The sequence below is a fragment of the Pseudomonadota bacterium genome (genome assembly GCA_027624955.1).
Taxonomy (GTDB): Bacteria; Pseudomonadota; Alphaproteobacteria; order UBA828; family UBA828; genus PTKB01.
The window spans coordinates 52,266-71,583 of sequence record JAQBTG010000017.1; the positions used below are offsets into that span (position 1 = coordinate 52,266).

The 19,318-nt window shown below is 59.6% G+C and carries 17 protein-coding genes; 7 read left to right on the plus strand and 10 right to left on the minus strand.

Translation table 11 applies throughout. The features are described 5' to 3' along the window. Positions 1-52 precede the first annotated feature (52 nt). On the plus strand, positions 53-1,516 hold the full coding sequence (gene rfaE1 / locus O3A94_08615) for a D-glycero-beta-D-manno-heptose-7-phosphate kinase (GenBank protein MDA1356318.1): 1,464 nt from the start codon (positions 53-55) through the stop codon (positions 1,514-1,516). A gap of 157 nt (positions 1,517-1,673) precedes the next feature. Here rfaE1 and O3A94_08620 read toward each other — a convergent pair whose 3' ends face one another. Continuing rightward, the gene (locus O3A94_08620) at positions 1,674-1,910 is read right to left on the minus strand and encodes a DUF465 domain-containing protein (protein ID MDA1356319.1); all 237 of its coding nucleotides are present in this window, start codon (positions 1,908-1,910) and stop codon (positions 1,674-1,676) included. Positions 1,911-2,292: 382 nt separating this feature from the next. Between O3A94_08620 and O3A94_08625 the strand changes: the two genes are divergently transcribed. Next, positions 2,293-2,490: a YdcH family protein gene (locus O3A94_08625; protein ID MDA1356320.1), complete on the plus strand. Its 198-nt coding sequence runs from the start codon at positions 2,293-2,295 to the stop codon at positions 2,488-2,490. Between the two features lie 83 nt (positions 2,491-2,573). On the opposite strand, the gene O3A94_08630 is transcribed toward O3A94_08625, so the two are convergent. Beyond that, positions 2,574-3,212: a GGDEF domain-containing protein gene (locus O3A94_08630; protein ID MDA1356321.1), complete on the minus strand. Its 639-nt coding sequence runs from the start codon at positions 3,210-3,212 to the stop codon at positions 2,574-2,576. A gap of 387 nt (positions 3,213-3,599) precedes the next feature. Between O3A94_08630 and purE the strand changes: the two genes are divergently transcribed. After that, entirely contained in the window at positions 3,600-4,067 is a 468-nt protein-coding gene (purE, locus tag O3A94_08635) for a 5-(carboxyamino)imidazole ribonucleotide mutase (protein ID MDA1356322.1), read from the plus strand. An 11-nt stretch (positions 4,068-4,078) separates the two neighbouring features. Here the strand turns inward: purE and O3A94_08640 are convergent, their stop codons facing one another. Beyond that, positions 4,079-4,819, minus strand: coding sequence for a COQ9 family protein (locus O3A94_08640; GenBank protein ID MDA1356323.1), 741 nt, complete (start codon positions 4,817-4,819; stop codon positions 4,079-4,081). Further along, positions 4,816-5,412, minus strand: a complete 597-nt coding sequence (locus O3A94_08645; GenBank protein MDA1356324.1) for a peptide deformylase — start codon at positions 5,410-5,412, stop codon at positions 4,816-4,818. The genes O3A94_08640 and O3A94_08645 overlap by 4 nt, the downstream gene beginning before the upstream one ends. A 142-nt stretch (positions 5,413-5,554) precedes the next feature. Between O3A94_08645 and rpsU the strand changes: the two genes are divergently transcribed. After that, positions 5,555-5,758, plus strand: a complete 204-nt coding sequence (gene rpsU / locus O3A94_08650; protein ID MDA1356325.1) for a 30S ribosomal protein S21 — start codon at positions 5,555-5,557, stop codon at positions 5,756-5,758. A 5-nt stretch (positions 5,759-5,763) separates the two neighbouring features. On the opposite strand, the gene O3A94_08655 is transcribed toward rpsU, so the two are convergent. The 5 genes from O3A94_08655 to O3A94_08675 all read right to left on the minus strand — a co-directional run bounded on the left by O3A94_08655 (position 5,764) and on the right by O3A94_08675 (position 11,995). Continuing rightward, positions 5,764-7,143 carry an NAD(P)(+) transhydrogenase (Re/Si-specific) subunit beta gene (locus O3A94_08655; protein MDA1356326.1) on the minus strand — a complete coding sequence of 460 codons (1,380 nt, stop codon included), beginning with the start codon at positions 7,141-7,143 and terminating at the stop codon, positions 5,764-5,766. A 10-nt stretch (positions 7,144-7,153) separates the two neighbouring features. Further along, on the minus strand, positions 7,154-7,450 hold the full coding sequence (locus O3A94_08660) for an NAD(P) transhydrogenase subunit alpha (protein MDA1356327.1): 297 nt from the start codon (positions 7,448-7,450) through the stop codon (positions 7,154-7,156). Positions 7,451-7,452: 2 nt separating this feature from the next. Beyond that, on the minus strand, positions 7,453-8,610 hold the full coding sequence (locus O3A94_08665) for a Re/Si-specific NAD(P)(+) transhydrogenase subunit alpha (GenBank protein MDA1356328.1): 1,158 nt from the start codon (positions 8,608-8,610) through the stop codon (positions 7,453-7,455). Positions 8,611-8,784: 174 nt separating this feature from the next. Continuing rightward, positions 8,785-10,167 carry an AarF/ABC1/UbiB kinase family protein gene (locus O3A94_08670; GenBank protein ID MDA1356329.1) on the minus strand — a complete coding sequence of 461 codons (1,383 nt, stop codon included), beginning with the start codon at positions 10,165-10,167 and terminating at the stop codon, positions 8,785-8,787. Between the two features lie 13 nt (positions 10,168-10,180). After that, the gene (locus O3A94_08675; GenBank protein MDA1356330.1) at positions 10,181-11,995 is read right to left on the minus strand and encodes a M3 family oligoendopeptidase; all 1,815 of its coding nucleotides are present in this window, start codon (positions 11,993-11,995) and stop codon (positions 10,181-10,183) included. A 188-nt stretch (positions 11,996-12,183) separates the two neighbouring features. Here O3A94_08675 and O3A94_08680 point away from each other — a divergent pair, with 188 nt between their 5' ends. Next, on the plus strand, positions 12,184-13,932 hold the full coding sequence (locus O3A94_08680) for an AMP-dependent synthetase/ligase (GenBank protein MDA1356331.1): 1,749 nt from the start codon (positions 12,184-12,186) through the stop codon (positions 13,930-13,932). Between the two features lie 30 nt (positions 13,933-13,962). Here the strand turns inward: O3A94_08680 and O3A94_08685 are convergent, their stop codons facing one another. Next, on the minus strand, positions 13,963-14,439 hold the full coding sequence (locus tag O3A94_08685; protein MDA1356332.1) for an Lrp/AsnC family transcriptional regulator: 477 nt from the start codon (positions 14,437-14,439) through the stop codon (positions 13,963-13,965). Positions 14,440-14,631: 192 nt separating this feature from the next. Between O3A94_08685 and O3A94_08690 the strand changes: the two genes are divergently transcribed. Beyond that, positions 14,632-18,105, plus strand: a complete 3,474-nt coding sequence (locus O3A94_08690; protein ID MDA1356333.1) for an indolepyruvate ferredoxin oxidoreductase family protein — start codon at positions 14,632-14,634, stop codon at positions 18,103-18,105. Between the two features lie 20 nt (positions 18,106-18,125). Continuing rightward, on the plus strand, positions 18,126-18,845 hold the full coding sequence (locus tag O3A94_08695; protein ID MDA1356334.1) for an SDR family NAD(P)-dependent oxidoreductase: 720 nt from the start codon (positions 18,126-18,128) through the stop codon (positions 18,843-18,845). Positions 18,846-19,318: the final 473 nt, after the last annotated feature.

A 19,318-nucleotide genomic window follows, 5' to 3' on the forward strand; every position in this document is an offset into this window, starting at 1 on the left:
ATTTGGGTGCCCGAACCGGTAGAATTGCCACCCGACAATTGACGTGCGAAATATGATCACCCCTTCAGATTTGGTCTCTCATATCGAACGGCTGAGCCAGGCCCGTATTCTTTGTATCGGCGATCTCATGCTCGACCGATTCGTTTACGGCGAGGTCGAGCGTACATCGCCAGAAGCACCGGTGCCGATACTTGGAATCGTGCGGCAAACTGCGATGCTGGGTGGCGTCGGAAATGTTGCACGAAACTTGATCAGCCTCGGTGCGAGCACCGCGCTGCTCTCCGTGGTTGGCGATGATGAGGTCGGGCGGACGCTCACGCAAATGGTCGGCGAGCAGGAGCGGATTGAGCCGCATTTATTGGTCGAGCCGGGCCGGCCTTCGACCGAGAAAACCAGGTTCCTGGCGGGCGGCCAGCAGCTTCTGCGCACCGACCGAGAAACGCGAAACTGGATCAGCGACCGCAGCGCCGAGAACCTCCTGCGCATGGCCGAGGATATCGTGCCGCATTGCGATGTGCTGGTGTTATCGGATTATGCCAAGGGTGTATTGACGGCAGACCTGTGCCGAGCCTTGATCGCCTGTGCGCGCGCCGCCTCCAAGCCCGTGGTGGTCGATCCCAAGGGCCTGAATTACGGCCGCTACAAGGGTGCCAGCGTGATCACGCCGAACCGGCGCGAATTGGGCGCCGCGACCGGCGCGCCGGTGGAAACGGAAAGCGAAATCGTCTCTGCCGGACAGGCGCTGATCGAGCAAGTAGCGATCGACGCGCTGGTGGTAACGCGCAGTCGGCACGGAATGACGGTGCTATCGGCTGACGGCGACGTCGAGCATTTACCGACCCGGGCACGCGAAGTGTTCGACGTTTCCGGCGCGGGCGATACCGTTGTCGCGACGCTGGCCAGTGCACTGGCAAACGGTGTGAACCTGATTGAAGCATCGGCACTGGCAAATCTGGCCGCCGGCGTGGTGGTGGCAAAAACCGGCACTGCCGTAGTCTTTGCGGCAGATCTCTTGCATGCCGTGCGGGCCGGTGATCTGTCCTCATCCGAAGCCAAAATCGTGCCCCTGACGGCGGCACTCGAAAGCATCGCAAAATGGCGCGACGGCGGGCAATCGATCGGATTTACCAATGGCTGTTTCGACCTCCTCCACCCGGGGCATATATCGCTGCTGCGCCAGAGCAAAAATAATTGTGGACGGCTGGTTGTCGGCCTCAACAGCGATGCATCGGTGAGCCGCCTCAAAGGCAAGGACAGGCCGATTCAAACGGAAATCGCGCGCGCACAAGTGCTGGCATCGCTCGAAAGCATCGATCTCGTGGTAATTTTTGCTGAAGATACGCCGATCAATTTAATCGAAGCTCTTCGTCCAGATGTGCTGATAAAGGGCGGCGACTATCAGATTGATGGCGTCGTTGGCGCAGACTACGTGCAGGCCTATGGCGGTCGAATCCTGTTGGCGGAAACGGTCGCTGGATTCAGTACCAGCAGGACAATCGCAAAGCTACAACGCTAGATTGTTTTCGTCGCGGTGTGCGCTGAACCAAACAGGCAGTGCCGCAGTGGGCCGATAGAGCGTTTCACCTTCACTTGCGTTCACGCGAAATGCTCTATCGCTTCTTGATTCAAGCAAATGCGTCGCCGCAGGTGATTCCACCTGCTCGGGATTTGCTCTAAGCCTGGAATCGCCGCCTTTGGCCGTAGGTTTGAGCCTTGACCAGGTAGATTCGATCTTTAACCCTCAATTTCCAGCGTTTTAGCTCGCCAAGAGAGAGCGTATTCGGTGCCGGCCTTTCGACCTCGTCTTGAATCGCTTTTTCTAAATTGGCATGTTTCGCGGCGAGGCTTGCGACATAATCGTCAAACCCCAGATCATTACTTATCTCTTCGGGATCTAGCCCTGAATACATGGTCCCCCAATCGCGAATAAATTTTAGGGGTGATTTAGTGGCGAGGTATTGCCAAACCGAACCCCAACTGACGGTTCGGCCATTGTGTCATACGCGCCCCGCATTGACCACTATATCTAGCATAATTATCCGCCGTCGGTTGTCGCGCATTGAAGCGAAGAACCGCACGAAGGAGCCAAAAACAGTGCCGGTCAAAGTTCTTTTGGCCGCTGAATTTGGTGGCAGATCAAGCAGGTGATATTTGCGGTTTTGGGCGATAATTTCACCGGGAAATCAGCGTGAATGGCGGCGCAAATCCCATATTCATACTCGATTTTTCGGAGCTATTTCGATACCATATCATTTGTAACAATCGGGTCATTTCTCAAATGCTGGATAAACAATGGAAACTCTAGGTCACGATCAGCGCCTCGTCTCCCTACGAATCGAACATCGGGATTTAGACGCGGTGATCAACGAGCTGGCTGACAATCTCGAAGCAGACGATGTCCGAATGCGACGAATGAAAAAGCGAAAATTGGCTCTAAAAGACGAGATTGCCAAGCTTGAGAGCGATCAATTGCCGAATTTAATCGCGTAATTCCGCAACGCCTCGCGAAATAGCGGCTTTGCACGGAGCGGCTATGATCGACCAGCCATTGCTGGTCGGCCGTGACGGACTAGCTATTGACGCGACGGGTCCTCTTTGCGGCTTCCGCCATGTTTTCTCGCGTACATGGCCTTGTCAGCTTCGGCAAGCGCCTGCCCGGCGTCTTCGGTTCCACTGAAGGTGTAGGCGCCATAGGTCACGCTTATGGCCAGTTCATCATCATTGAACGGAACAGGCTGTTTGCCGATCTCGCGCGCCAATTGACCTGACTTGTCCTGCGCCACGCTGGCGTCGATTTGATAGAGAATCACGCCGAACTCGTCGCCTCCCAGGCGACCGACGATGTCCGAATCGCGCACTTGCTCGAGCAGCGTTTCCGCCACATGGCGAAGCGCGGCATCGCCGGCAGGGTGGCCGCAGGTATCATTGATATGTTTCATGTTGTTGACATCGAAATAGATGACGGTGCTCGGCGCGCCGTAGCGTTCAGTCATCGAGATCGCGCGCGTCAACTCGCGTACGAAGGCTCGGCGGTTATAGACCGGCACCAGCGAATCCTGATCGGCCAGACGCTCAAGATGCTCAATCCGACCGCGGCTGCCGTTTAATTCGTCGCGCAGCCGGGCGACTTCTTCCATCAGCGTCATGATTGCCATGCGGACTTTGGACGTGAGCTCGGCCTCGGGAATGCCCATCACCGAGGCCGTGTCCATGACTTGGTGGCTGGAACCAGCGCTAGCACTCGCGGCGCGGCGATTCGTGCCTCCTGCACGACCTGCGACGCCAACTCGTGAGGTTCTATTTCCCTCGATCTTCATGCGAATTTGCCCTCGACCAATGCCACTTCCGTATAATTCAGTGTTAGCAGCGATTACTTTATTACCACGACAAGATCCAGATGGCAAAAATCCTGCCTAAGTATTCTGCCCAAGTTTTGCTGATCGCGTGAAAAGTATCTTTCCGTAATCGAGCCGACCCTTTAACATCGCCTTGCAGGGTTTAGTAATGGTAAACGCTTTTGCTTTTTTCTAACAGAGTTCCCATAAAATAGTGAATTTGGACAAATCGTGAGTACAGAGAGGCCTGTTGTCGGCATTATCATGGGCAGTCAGTCGGACTGGTCGGTGATGCGCCATGCTGCGTTGACCTTGAAAAGCCTTGGCATCGCTTGTGAATCGCGCATTATTTCGGCTCACCGCACGCCTGAGCGGCACAGTGAATATTGCAGCACTGCCAAGGAGCGCGGGTTGCAGGTGATTATCGCTGGTGCCGGCGGCGCCGCGCATCTGGCCGGCGTGACCGCGGCGCTGACGCCGCTTCCGATCCTCGGGGTGCCGATGGAAAGCGCTGCCCTCAAGGGAATGGACAGCCTGTTGTCGATCGTACAGATGCCGGGCGGCATTCCGGTGGGGACGCTGGCGATCGGCAAACCTGGCGCCATCAACGCGGCGCTTCTGGCCGCAGCCATTCTCGCGCTCGGCGACACCACCATCGCCGGCGCGCTCGATGACTGGCGCGCTCGGCAAACCGCCAACGTGCCTGAATTTCCTGTCGATCAGGTGGAATAGCCGGGGCGACACTACGGCCGGCCCGTGCGCCCATTGCGGGCTGCGCCTGAGGCGCCATAGCGCGCCGCGCCTGAGGCGCCGTAACGCGCCGTGCCTGAGGCCCAGCCCGGGCCGCTCTTGATCAGATTGGCGATGAATTGTGGCGACGGCAGCAGGCGTTGCAGATTTCCTTTCACCCGGCCCACCCGCATGACATCCTCAAGGCGGCGGTCGAGAAAGGCCCAGCTTTCTTCATAATTCTCGGAGCTGTCATCAAGCCAGTATAGCAGCGTCGCGCCATACGCCCCGGCCAGCAGGGCGCGCTTGCTGTAGAAATTGAAATCCGTCGATTTATCGCCGATGGCAAACCATACGCTATCGACCGTGTGGTAGAGGCAGGACAGCGAGAGGCGCGCGTTCAGGGGCATCGCGCAATAAGCCAATGCGGCGCGCACCGCTTCGCGGTGGGGCTGTTCAAGCTCAAGGCGTAAGCGCACCGCTGCGGCAATTCGCTGGCGCACGCCCATGCCCTTTAGCGCCTCGGCGCCGCCCAAGCCGTCTTCCATGCTCCGGTCGGTCCGCGCCGCGTGGTATTGGATCAAAGATGCGGCGCCGCGCGGAAAGGCGCGGCGCGCGGTGGTGGCGTCAATGGCGCATTCGTCGGCCGCCGCCAATAGCGCCTTTTCACCCCAGCCATCGAACGGCACATGGCCGAGCACGGCCGCGATCAGCGTCGCTCGGATGGCGTCCTGGGTGGTATCTTGGCGCGTCATAGCTCGGAGTCCTCTTGGTCTTCTTCGGTTTCTGCGCGCGACAGCTCGCTGGTGAAACTCAGCGTCGACAGGTCGCGCATTCGCATTGGATAGAGCACGCCGTCAAGATGGTCGCATTCATGCTGGACCACCCTGGCGTGAAAGCCCCGCGCCTCACGCTCAATTGTCTCACCGCGATGCGTGAGCCCACGATAACGGATATGATGGTGGCGCGGCACGATGCCAGCCAACCCGGGCAGCGACAGACAGGCCTCCAGGCCGTCAACCATGTCATCGTCCATGCCATCGGCCGTGCCGACACCCATGTTGTCGCTCACGGCCTCGATTTCAGGATTGATGAGGACGGTAAACGGGCAGCCTTCCGCCGCTTCACCGTCTTCCTCGCGGGCGCGAGCGGCGGGCACATGAAACATCACCAGGCGAAGCGGCACATGCACTTGAGGCGCCGCCAGGCCGGCACCGGCGGCATCCGCGAGGGTATCGATCATGTCAGAGATGAGCTGGCCGATTGCCGGCGCCCGGGGATCGGCGATCGGGTCGGCGATGCGCATCAACAGCGGATGTCCCATGCGAGCAATCTTGAGAATGGCCATAGCCGGTACTATGGCGCGCCGCCGCCACCGGGTAAACCGGGTAAATCCGGCAAAAATCGGCATCACCGCCCTTCACAGGCAGCCCGCGGCATGGTATGACCCGCCGGCTTTCGAAAAAACCGAGTGTTTAAGGAATAAAAATTTGGTACAGGTCGTCGTCAGAGAGAATAATGTCGACCAGGCCCTCAAGGCGCTGAAAAAGAAAATGCAGCGCGAGGGAATCTTCCGCGAGATGAAGATGCGCAGACATTACGAAAAGCCGTCCGAGAAGCGGGCGCGCGAAAAAGCAGAAGCCATCCGCCGCGCCCGCAAACTGGCGCGCAAATGCTCTGCGCGGGAAGAATAGACCCGCTACAAGGCCTTGACGATCGCCTCGACCATTTTCTTGGCGTCGCCAAACAACATCATCGTGTTGGCATTGTAAAACACCGGATTGTCGACGCCGGCATAGCCCGGCGATAGCGAACGCTTGACGAACAACACCGTCTTGGCGTTTTCGACATCCAAAATCGGCATGCCGGCGATCGGGCTCTGCGGATCTGTCTTGGCAACCGGATTGACGACGTCATTGGCGCCGATCACAAAGGCAACATCGGTGCTGGACAGATCGCTGTTGATTTCATCGAGCTCGAAAACGTCGTCATACGGCACGCTGGCTTCGGCCAACAGCACGTTCATATGACCTGGCATGCGCCCGGCGACGGGGTGGATGGCGTAGCGCACCCGCACCCCCTTCTTGCTCAGCTCTTCAGCCATCTCGCGCACGGCATGCTGGGCCTGAGCGACGGCCAGACCATAGCCCGGCACGATGACCACCGAGCCGGCGTTGGCGAGAATGAACGCGCCATCTTCGGCGCTGCCGGCATTGTGCGGCTTGTCGCTCTTTACGAGCTTAGAATCCTCGCCGCCAAAGCCGCCCAGAATGACGCTGATGAACGAGCGGTTCATGCCTTTGCACATGATGTAGCTCAAGATCGCGCCGGACGAACCAACCAGCGCGCCGACAATGATCAACACCGTATTTTCCAAGGTGAAGCCAATGCCGGCTGCGGCCCAGCCAGAATAGGAATTCAGCATAGAGATCACCACCGGCATATCGGCGCCGCCGATGGGGATGATGATGAGCACGCCAAATACCAGCGCCACCCCAGTCATGATCCAGAAAACGGTAGGCGATTGATCGATGCAGAAGATCACCGCAAGGGCGACGATTATCAGCGCAACGATCAAATTGAACAGGCGCTGCCCGGTGAAGGTCAGTGGCGAGCCGGTCACCAGCTCTTGCAGCTTGGCAAAGGCGACAATCGAACCGGTAAACGTCATCGCGCCGATCACCATGCCGACGCTCAATTCGATGCGACTGATGAGGCGGATGTCGCCATTGACGGCGATGTGAAACGTCTCGGGCGCCAGCAGTGCCGAGGCAGCGACTAAAACTGCGGCGAGGCCGACCAAGCTGTGAAACGCGGCCACTAATTGTGGCATGGCGGTCATTTTGATCTTCAAAGCGATCACGACGCCGATGAGACCGCCCACCGCGAGGCCAATCACCACCCAGAGATAATCCTCGACGCCGGGTTGGGCCAGAGTGGTGCCGATGGCAATCACCATGCCGGCAATGCCGAACATATTGCCGCGCCGCGCTGAAGCCGGCGAGGACAGGCCGCGCAATGCCATGATGAAACATACGCCGGCAATCAAATAGAGGATCGCCGCGAGATTGGCGGTCATAACAGCGGTCCTATTTCTTCTTGTACATTTGCAGCATGCGTTGGGTCACGGTGAAACCGCCAAATATGTTGACGGCCGCCAATCCGACGGCAATGCCGCCAAGAACCTTGGCCCAACCACCTTCCATCGGCGCGGCAGCAAGCAGCGCGCCAACGATGATGACGCTCGAAATAGCATTGGTGACAGACATCAACGGCGTATGCAGCGCGGGGGTCACACTCCACACAACGTAATAACCGACAAATACCGCCATCACGAAAACTGTCACCGCAATGACCAGCGGATGAAGATCCAACATAGCTTCCATGTTTAGGCTTTCTGATCCGTCAGGGCGGCGTGGACCACGGAGCCGTTCCGTGTCAACAGCGCGCCCTTAATGACTTCATCGTCCCAGTCGATCTTCATACAACCGGTTTCGCCATCGATCATCGGCGAGATGAAATTATAGAGATTGCGGGCATACAGCGAACTGGTATCGCCTGGCACACGCGCCGGATAATTGGCGTAACCGATGATGGTGACGCCATGTTTGACCACCACCGCGTCGCGCTCGCTCAATTCGCAATTGCCGCCGGTTTCGGTCGACAAATCGACAATCACCGAGCCGATCTTCATATCCTTGACCATCGCTTCAGTAATCAACACCGGCGCCGGCTTACCGGGTATTTGCGCCGTTGTGATGCAAATGTCCTGTTTCTTCAGCGTCTCGTGAATGAGTTCCGACTGCTGGCGTTGGTAATCCGCGCTCATTTCACGCGCGTAGCCGCCTGCCGTCTCAGCGCTATCGGTTTCGCTACTCTGGACTTCAATGAAAGTTGCACCGAGGCTCTCGACCTGCTCTTTGACGGCCGGACGCACGTCAAAGGCGCTGACAATTGCGCCGAGGCGATGCGCCGTGGCGATCGCCTGAAGGCCGGCCACGCCGGCGCCCAAAATCAATACGCGGGCCGGCACGATGGTGCCTGCCGCTGTCATCATCATCGGTAGAATTTTACCGAAAGTTTCCGCCGCATCGATCACCGCTTTGTAGCCGGAGATGTTGCTCTGCGACGACAGCGCATCCATGCTTTGGGCGCGGCTAATGCGCGGGATCAATTCCATGGCAAAACTGGTCAGGCCATGCTTGGCATACGCCTCCGCCTGATCGCGACGGTGGAGTGGATTGAGGAGACCGATGAGGATGGCGTCGGGCTTCATCATGGCCAGTTCATCCACCATGCCATTGCCGTTGCAACACGGCCCGCCGACCTTGAATATCATGTCTGCTTCAGCGTAGAGGGCGGCCGCGTCGGGAACGATTCGCGCGCCAGCTTCCCGCAGCATTTCATCGGATATCGAGGCTGCTTCGCCAGCACCCGATTGGATGATCATTTCGACGCCGAGAGCGGTAAATCTTTTGACTGAGTCCGGCGAGGCCGCGATGCGAGTTTCGCCGGGGAGAATTTCTTTCGGAACCCCGATCTTCATAGGTTTTCCTTGCTCAAATTCCGCCTATGCTTCGGGACCCCGAGGTAAAGCGCCGCACTGAATACCGCGCCATGTGTGGTTTGCCAAGGCTAGTGTGGCACTTCGTCACGGTCTTGTTACGAACCTTGAACACAACGGCATAATTTGGCGCTGTTGAGGCGCCTTCAAATGGCTTCAAGCGGCTTCCGGGACGCCGCTTCGCCGCAAAATTTCCTGTTGCCGGTGCTCTAGGTCCTCCGAGTCGAAGCCCTCAATCAATGCCTCAAAGGCCCGGTGCCAGTTCAGTTTGGCGCCGAGATGCAAGAACACCGAGCCCAATCCGATGGCGGAGCGGTCGAGGAGGACGAACTCACGCGGCGGTGTCACGCCGCCAAGACGGCGTATTTCGCGGTGCGTCTCCGCTGCGACAGCGCCGCCAAACTTGCCGCTGCCCGATTCGTCGATCAGGCGCACCCGGTCATCCGTCAGCGGGCCATAGATGTATTTGGCCCAGATCGAAAGGGCATCGACCATCTCTGACGACAATCCGCTGAAGCCCCAATTTTCGAAGCCGTGCACCAATTGCGCGCGGTCATCGCGCTGAACGCCGCGATAGAGATCGATCACGCCTTGCACGAACCCTGCCGGCAGAATGCGGACACAACCATAATCGAGAAGATTGACCGAACCGTCGGCGCGGATGGTGTAATTGCCAAGATGCGGATCGCCGTGCAGCACGCCATGGCGGTAAAGCGGGCGGTACCAGGCGGCAAACATATTCTCAGCAATGCGGTTGCGCGCCGCCTGCGGTTGGGATGTTGCATCGAGCAGCGGTCCGCCTTCCAGCCAAGTCATCGTCAGAAGGCGCCCGGTGCCCAACTCGGGCAACACAACGGGCACATGCACGCCGGCCTCGTTTTCGAGTATTTCGCCAAACAGGCGAAGATGGGTCGCTTCGCGGCGGTAATCCAACTCTTCCCGCAATCGGGCGGTCAATTCACGCAATATCTCGCGCGTGTCGATGGACGGGTCATGGCGCTTATAGAGGCCGAAAATTAGTTTCAACTGACTCAAATCAGCTTCCACCGTCGACGCCATATCGGGATATTGCAATTTGCAGGCAAGCGCGCGGCCGTCCGGACTACGGGCACGGTGAACCTGGCCGAGCGAGGCCGCCGCCGCCGCGTCCTGCTCAAACGCCTCGAAGCGCTGGCGCCAATCGGCGCCGAGTTCGCTCCGCATTCGGCGTTTGACAAATGCCCAGCCCATCGCCGGCGCTTGCGACTGAAGCGCCCGCAGCTCCTCGATATATGCGTCGGGCAGGCCGTCCGGAATGGTGGCGAGCAACTGCGCCACCTTCATCAACGGCCCCTTGAGACCACCCAGCGCCCGGCTCAGTTGCGCCGCGTTGCGCGCCGAATCAGTCGGCATCCCGAGATAGCGCTGGCCTGCCATACGCGTCGCCAACCCGCCGACCGAGCTGCCAACCCGGGCGTAGCGCCGCACGCGCCCGCTCAACCGGTTGGTTTCGCCGTCCTTTTCGCCGCCGTCCTTTCCGCCGCCGTTCTTGATGGACATGAATATTTGACCCTTAAAGCTCGGCCTCCAACTGATCGACGAAGCCGGAGACGATGTCGAGGCCGCGCGACCAAAAATCTGGCTTGCCGGCATCGAGGCCAAAGGGCGCTAACAATTCCTTGTGACGCAGCGTGCCACCGGCGCTCAGCATCGCAAAATATTTCTCTTCGAAACCGTCTCCAGACTCCTGATAAACCGCGTAGAGCGCGTTCACCAGGCAATCGCCAAAAGCGTAGGCATAGACATAGAACGGCGAATGGATGAAGTGCGGGATATAGGCCCAGAAGTGGCGGTACTCGTCATCAAAATGGAGTGCCGGGCCGAGGCTTTCGCTCTGGATCGAGAGCCAGATTTCACCGAGGCGCTCGGGCGTCAACTCGCCCTCGCGGCGCTGTTCATGCACCTGGCGTTCAAAATCACAAAATGCCACCTGGCGCACCACCGTATTCAACATATCCTCGACTTTGCCAGCGAGCATGATGCGCCGGCGTGACGGCGATGATTCTGCCTGTAGCAGGGCGCGGAAGGTCAATTGCTCGCCGAATACCGAAGCGGTCTCTGCTAGCGTCAACGGCGTATCCGCCATCAATGCCCCCTGCGGCCCAGCCAAAACTTGATGCACGCCATGACCGAGTTCATGCGCCAATGTCATCACATCGCGTGTCTTACCCTGGTAATTAAGCAGGAGATATGGGTGCGCGCTCGGTACGGTCGGATGGGCAAAGGCGCCCGGCGCCTTGCCCGGCGACACCGGCACATCGATCCACGCATTGTCAAAAAACTGCCGGCCTACATCAGCCAGTTTTGGCGAAAAGGCGTGATAGGCGGAGAGCACCATTTCGACAGCCTCGGGCCATGCAATGGTGCGGTCGTCATCCTCAGGTAAAGGTGCGTTGCGGTCCCAATAATTCAACTTCTCACCGCCGAGCCAACGCGCCTTAAGATCGTAATAGCGGTGTGACAAACGCGGATAGGATTGCTTGACCGCTTCGACCAGCGCATCGACAACCTCATCTTCAACCTGATTGCTCAGATTGCGTTCCGAAATCGGGCGGTCGAATTTGCGCCATTTGTCCTCGGTCTCTTTATCTTTGGCCAGGGTATTGGTGATCAGGGAGAAGGTGCGGATATTTTGGCCGAACACCTTGCCGATGGATTTTGCCGCCGCGCGGCGCCGACTTTCGTCAGGGTCGGACAACAGGTTGAGCACTTCGGCGCTGGTTAATTCCTCGCCCAAAACCGGAAAACGCAGCGCCGCAACCGTCTCGTCGAACAGCCGCATCCAGGAGGAGCGCCCCGACATCTGTTTTTCGTGCAGCAGGCGTTCCAAATCATCGGACAGCTGGTGCGGGCGGTAGGCGCGGACATCGCGCAACCAAGGGTGATAATGGGCGAGCGCGGGGGTGGTTAGGCGGGCCGTCAGATCGTCATCGTCAATACGGTTCAGTTCCAACGTGAGAAAAAGCAGATCGCTAGAAATATCGGTCGCGGCTTCCGACAGGTTTTGGAAAAACCGCGCCGTTTCCGGATCCTCCATGTTGGTGCAGTAGCGCAAATAGGCGTAGCTCGTCAGGCGGCCGAGAATTTCCTGAACCGCCTCATAATCGTTGATCAGTTGAGCCAGCGCCTCACCGTCGAGCGATCCAACCTGTCCGGCATGAGTCTCATTCAGGGTGCGCGCGCGATCCCGGGCGTCGGCGAGATCGCTTTGCAGCGCTTCGCATTCCGGTCCAGCGTAAAGATCGCTCAGATCCCAGCGCGGCAAATCGCCGAGTTCCGTAATCTTATTGCCCTGTGTTTTGCTCCGGGTTTCGCTTTGTTGGTTCATATTCGCGTTCCTGCGCCATGGATGAATCCGGATCATAGCGGCCTGGAGGGCTGCGCGGCAAAGCCCGTCTGGTCGAATTTATCGTGCCGCTTGGTGCGTGCACCCTTCTCGCTTTATCATGCGGCAAAACAGGAAGCGAAACGGGGAGTTCCGGGGTGACCTACGACACGTGGAAAAGCCTACCCAGCATGTTTTTCGAAATCGCCGAGCAAGGCGGCGACGGTGCATTCATGTGGAAAAAGGAGGCCGGCAGTTACACGCAGCTGTCCTGGCACGACACCGCCCGACACGTGCGCGAGATGGCCAAGGGCTTGGCGGCGCTCGGCGTCAACGCCGGCGACCGGGTCGTGATTGTGGCGGAAAACCGGCCAGAATGGGTGATCGCTGACCTTGCCATTATGGCTCTCGGCGCCATCAGCGTGCCGGCCTATACCACCAATACGACCCGCGACCACCGCCATGTGCTCGCCGATTGTGGCGCCAAGGGCGTCATCGTTTCGACGCGTGCACTCGCCGCGCGTTTGCTGCCTGCCGCCGCTGAGACTGACGCGACCGAGTTCATCGTCAGCATGGAGGCGACCGAATCCGGCGCCTTCGATACGGCGCTCTACGACTGGGCTGCCGTCATGGCAATGGGTGCGGCCTCGGAGCATGATCTTGAGCCCGGTCTGCAAGAGCTGACGCGCGCGAATGTCGCTTGCCTGATCTATACTTCGGGCACCGGGGGCAATCCCAAAGGAGTGATGCTGAGCCACGGCGCGATCCTGATCAATTGTCACTCGGCATGCGAATTGCTGCGCCTGTTGGGCCTTGGCGACGAAATTTTTCTCTCCTTCCTGCCGCTCAGCCACGCCTATGAACATACCGCCGGGCTTTATTTTCCGATCTCGATCAAGGCGCAAATCTATTACGCCGAAAGCATCGAAACGCTGAGCGCAAACCTGATCGAGGCGCGGCCCACGATTATGGTGAGCGTGCCGCGTCTCTATGAGGTTATGCACCGGCGAATTGTGCTCGGCCTCAAGCGCCAGAGCGCATTCAAGCGATCGCTGTTTGCCAAGGCGGTGGCCTTGGGGCGCAAGGATTATGAAAAACCGGGCAGCCTCGGCGCCGTACAGGGCGCGCTTAACCGGGTGCTCGAACGTCTGGTGCGCGACAAAGTGCGCGCGCGCTTCGGCGGGCGCCTGAAGGCGATGATATCGGGCGGCGCACCGCTCAATCCGGAGGTCGGCATTTTCTTCACCGCGCTCGGCGTTCGATTGTTGCAGGGCTATGGCCAGACCGAAGCGGCACCGGTGATCAGCTGCAACCCGCCCTACAAAGTGAAGCTGCATACGGTTGGCCCGGTGCTCGAGCGGGTCGAAGTTAAGATCGCCGAAGACGGTGAAATTCTGGCGCGCGGCGAGATGATCATGAACGGCTATTGGAACGATGAAACCAGCACCAACGCCGTGTTGCGCGACGGCTGGCTGCATACCGGCGATATCGGCCATCTCGACGACGATGGCTATATCCAGATTACCGACCGCAAAAAGGACATCATCGTGCTGTCAGGCGGCGACAATTTATCGCCGCAGCGGGTTGAAGGCACGCTGACGCTGCAGCCGGAAATCGGCCAAGCCATGGTTTACGGCGACAAGCATGCCCATATCGTCGCGCTGATCGTGCCGGACGAGGATTTTGTGCGCGATTGGCAGCGCGAACGCGGCGCCGAAAGTGATTTTGCCGCGCTCGCCAGTGATGGCGATTTCATGAAAGCTCTCGGCGTCGTGGTGGACCGTGCCAACAGCGACCTCTCGCCGACCGAGCGCGTCAAACGCCACATGCTGGCGGCGGCGCCGTTTACGGTCGACAACGAATTGATGACGCCGACATTGAAAGTGCGGCGCCACAAGATTCTGGAAATTTACCGCGCGGCGCTCGAGGCGCTTTATTGAACGCCTAACGCCGAGTGACAACGTCGGAGATTAGGCGATGTCTAGCGGCAGGGCGGTCTCGTTTTTGACCGGGGTCAGCAGGAAGCTGGTCTGAGTGCTCCAGATACCCGGCACGCGTAAGATGTGGTCACGCATCAACCGCTCATAGGCGCCGAGATCGGCGGTGACGACTTTCAGCAAAAAATCGGCTTCGCCGGTGGCCGGCCAGCATTCGAGAATTTCCGGGCGCTCGGAGATCGCCGCTTCGAACACTTCCAGCACTTGCTCAACATTGCGCTCCAAGGTGACGCTGATGAAGCAGGCAATGCCGAGCCCGACCTGTTTGGCATCGATCACCGCGCTGTAGCGCCGGATCACGCCATCGGCTTCGAGCCGTTTGACACGGCGCAAACAGGGCGAGGGCGATAAGCCGACACGCTCGGCGAGCGCGACATTGGTGAGGCGCGCGTCGCTTTGCAGCTCCGCGAGGATGCGCCGATCAATCTTATCCAAGGACATATTTGGCATAATATGCCAAATTTTCATAACATTACATCGTAATAGGCTAAATATTATGAATTTTCACAACGGCTTCGCAATGATTAGCGCCGCTGTCCTGGGATAGTATAGTGGGCGTGGCGGCGCACCGGATGGCGACGGGCGGCGCGGGGTTCGAAGGATTTAGTGCAAGATCGCCATATTAATATTCGCGGGGCGCCTATGAAACTCGCCGAGGTTTCTCTCGACGACAAATATTCCGCCGAAAGCGGTCAGGTATTTTTAACCGGCACCCAGGCGCTGGTGCGCCTGCCGATGATGCAATATCGCCGTGACGCCAATGCCGGGCTCAATACAGCCTGCTACATTTCTGGCTATCGCGGCTCACCGCTGGGTAATTTTGACAAGGCATTGTGGCAAGCGAAGCAATTTCTGGAGCGCCAGAACATCCATTTCCAGCCCGGCGTTAATGAGGATTTGGCGGCGACCGCGCTATGGGGCACGCAGCAGATCAACTTGCTTGGTGATGGCGATAAAGACGGCGTATTCGGCATTTGGTACGGCAAGGGCCCCGGCGTCGATCGCACCATAGACGTTTTCAAGCATGCCAATAATGCCGGCACCGCGCCGCATGGCGGCATCCTCGCCTTCGCCGGCGACGACCATATATGCGCTTCTTCGACGACGGCGCATCAAAGCGAATATAATTTCTCCGCCGCCATGATGCCGGTGCTCAACCCATCGAGCGTGCAGGAGATCATCGACCTCGGACTTTATGGCTGGGCGCTGTCGCGCTATACGGGCTTGTGGGTCGGGTTTATCTGTATCGCCGAGACGATCGATTCTTCGGCCATCGTTTCGGTCGATCCGGCACGTATCAATCCGGTGTTTCCCGAGCAGCATGTGCTGCCCGAGGGCGGCCTTAATATCCGTTGGCCCGACACGGCACTGGAACAAGAAGCGCGCCTGCATGAGCATAAGCTCGACGCGGCGCGTGCCTTCGTGCGCGCCAATAAGCTTGACCGTGTGATCACCGATGGCCCGGCGCGGCGCGTTGGCATCGTTACCGCCGGCAAGGCCTATCTCGATGTGCGCCAGGCGCTCGACGATCTCGGTCTCGATCTCGATTCTGCCAAGCGCCTCGGACTCTCTATCTACAAGCCTGCGATGACCTGGCCGCTCGAACCTGAAGGCATTAGTGAATTCGCGCGCGGGCTCGATGAAATTCTCGTGGTCGAGGAGAAACGTGGGTTGATCGAGGATCAGCTCAAGAAAATTCTCTATAATGTCGACGCGGCTTCACGCCCGCGGGTGCACGGCAAACGCGATGCCGACGGCAGCTGGTTGCTGCGCTCGGCCAATGAACTGGATGCCGGGCTGGTGGTCGACGCGATGTCGCGCCGGTTTGGCGATCTTGAGGGCTTCGAAGCGGTGCGGGCGCGCGCCAATTATCTTACCCAGCAAGCCGAGGCCCTGGCTCAGGCCGAGCAGGCCAAGATCGTCCGCATTCCCTATTTCTGCTCGGGCTGCCCGCATAATTCATCGACCAAGGTGCCGGAAGGCAGCCGCGCGCTGGCCGGTATCGGCTGCCATTATATGGCGCAGTGGATGGAGCGCGACACCGCGACCTTCACCCATATGGGCGGCGAAGGCGCCAACTGGGTCGGCCAGGCGCCGTTCAGCAAAGCCGGCCATGTGTTTCAAAATATTGGCGACGGCACCTATTTTCATTCCGGCTCGCTCGCCGTCCGCGCCGCGGTCTCCGCCGGCGTCAATATCACCTTCAAGGTTCTCTATAATGACGCCGTGGCGATGACCGGCGGCCAGCCGATTGACGGGCCGTTATCGGTACCGCGGGTGACGCAGCAAATGCGCGCTGAAGGTGTCGGCAAGATCGTCGTGGTGACAGACGATCCGCTCAAATACCCGCTCAACACGGATTTCGCCGACGGTGTCACAGTGCATCACCGCGACGAGCTCGACCGGGTGCAGCGCGACATCCGCCAGTGGGAAGGCGTCTCGGCAATCGTCTATGACCAAATGTGCGCTACCGAGAAACGCCGGCGACGTAAGCGCGGTCTGATGGAAGACCCGGAATTGCGCGTCATCATCAACCCGGATGTGTGCGAGGGCTGCGGCGATTGCGGCGCCGCGTCGAACTGCCTTTCAGTAACACCGATCGAGACTGAGTTCGGGCGCAAGCGCAAGATCGATCAATCCTCGTGCAACAAGGATTATAGCTGCGTCAACGGCTTCTGCCCGAGCTTCGTCATGGTCAAAGGCGGCAGCTTGCGCAAACGCAAAGCCATAGGCGCCGGCGACACGCTCTTCGCCGCCCTGCCGGAGCCCAAGATTCCATCCTGCGAGACGCCTTACGGCATCATCATCACCGGCGTTGGCGGCACCGGCATCGTCACCCTCGGCGCCCTCCTGGGCATGGCGGCGCGCCTCGAAGGCAAGGGCGGCACGGTGCTCGACAAAGCCGGATTGGCGCAAAAATACGGCGCCGTCATCAGCCATGTGCGCATCGCCAAAGAGCCCGACGACCTGCATGCCGTGCGCATCGGCAACGGTGGCGCCAACCTGATGCTCGGCTGCGACATGGTGGTGGCGGCGGGCGCCGAAGCGCGTGCCTGCTTGATCCCGGAAAGCGGCCACGCGATCGTCAACAGCAACGAAGCGCCGACCGGCGATTTCACCCGCGACCCCGACCTACAATTCCCCGGCGCCGATTTGCAGCGCGTTATCGCCGAGAGCGCCAGCGCCGCCGATTTCGTCGACGCCACGCGGCTCGGCACCGCCCTGATCGGCGACGCCATCGCCGCCAACCTATTCCTGCTCGGCTTTGCCTATCAGAAGGGCCTGATCCCGCTCGGGCACGAAGCCATCGAGCAGGCGATCGCGTTGAACGGCATTTCGGTCGACAGCAATCACCGCGCGTTCCGCTGGGGCCGCGCCGCGGCAGTGGATCTGGCCGCAGTCGTAGCCGAAGCCGGCATCGCGCCGGCACAGGGCAGCACGCCACAACAGGCAGATACTCTCGACGCGCTGGTCACGCGCCGGGCCAATGATCTCACCGCCTATCAGAACGCCGGCTATGCGCTGCGCTACCGCGAGTTCGTGGCCCATGTGCGGATGGTCGAAACACAGCGCACACCGGGCCAGGAGGCGTTGAGCGATGGCGTCGCCCGCGCCTACCACAAACTGCTGGCCTATAAAGACGAATATGAAGTGGCGCGGCTCTATACCGATGGCCGCTTCCGCAAGCAGATCCAGGAGACCTTCGAAGGCGATTATTCGCTGCATTACAGCCTTGCCCCGCCGCTCCTCGCGGCGCGCGACGCCGACAGCGGCAAGCTTAAGAAGCGTCTGTACGGCCCGTGGATCATGAGCGCCTACCGCGTCCTGGCAAAATTAAAATTCCTACGCGGCACGGCGCTCGACATTTTCGGCTATTCGACTGAGCGCCGCGATGAGCGCAGCCAGATCGACGCCTATGAGGCAACCGTGCGCGAATTGCTCAGCAATCTCACCCGCGACAATCACGCGCTGGCGGTGGAAATCGCCCGCCTGCCCCTCAAGATGCGCGGCTTCGGCCATGTCAAACAGGCCAATGTCGACGCCGCCACGGCGCGCGGCGCTGAGTTGATGGATTATTGGCGCAACCCGCAAAGCCAAGCCAGCGCGGCAGAATAAATATAACGGAGAGCATGAACATGAGCGCAAACGGAACGGCAGTGATCGTCGGCGTGGGACCGGGCTTGGGCGCGGCGCTGTGCCGACGCTTTGCCCGCGAGGGCATGAATGTCGCCGCCGCCGCGCGCGATGCGGCGAAGACCGAAAAGATCGTGGCAGACGTCAACGCCGAGGGCGGCGGAGAAGCGCGCGGCTTTTCCGTCGATACCACTGACGAGGCGGCAGTGGAAAAGCTGTTCGACGATGTCAGCGGCGAGTGGGGCGTGCCGGATGTCGCCATCTACAATGCCGGCGCCTTCATGAAAGCCAGCATCCTCGACGCCAAGGCGGCGGATTTTAAACGCTGCTGGGAGGCCAACTGTTATGGCGGATTCCTGGTCGGACGTGCCGCCGCTACACGCATGACCCCGCGCGGCTCAGGCTCGATCCTCTTTACCGGCGCCACGGCCAGCAAGCGCGGCAGCGCGCAGTTCTTCAATCTGTCGGTCGGCAAGTTCGGCTTGCTCGCCCTCGCCCAGGCCATGGCGCGCGAACTGGGACCGCAGGGCATTCATATCGCCCATGTCATTATCGATGGCCAGATCAATTCGGAGCGTTACGCCCATCTGGCGGCTGAGCGCCAGCCTGACGCCTTGCTGGAGCCCGACGACATCGCCGAGACCTATTGGCAACTACACAAGCAGAACCGCAGCAGTTGGGCCTTCGATGCCGACCTCCGCCCCTGGGTGGAGAAGTTTTAAGGAAACAGTTGCGAGCGAACCTGCCAACGAGGTTCGCCAAACGGCACAAGGCCCCAAAACGCATCATCCGTTTCGGCAAGCCAGACGGCGGGGCCGAGATTATACGAAGCATCCGAGAGAGCGGACGCGGCCACCTGCCTGAGGGAACAAACAAAGAGAGCGCCCAGCGCTTGGTTCGCCCCTTCTCCCAACTCCTTATTCCCCCCAGTGAAAAAAAGCTACTCTGGGTTTCGAGCGATTACTGGGCGTTTTCGTCTACGATGTTGGCGAGCAGCCGCTCCGCCTGACGACGGCACCCCGCTTCGAACATCCATGCCGCGCGCGCCGTATCGCTTTCCATCTCGCCGGGGACAAAGCGCAGCGTTACGCTGCTTGGGCGAGGCACAAAATCGAGACGGATTAGGTTGTCTGACGTCAGCGCCTATGGAACAAACTAGTCGGATTGCATAAGGGAGGGTTTCTGTCTCATCGTA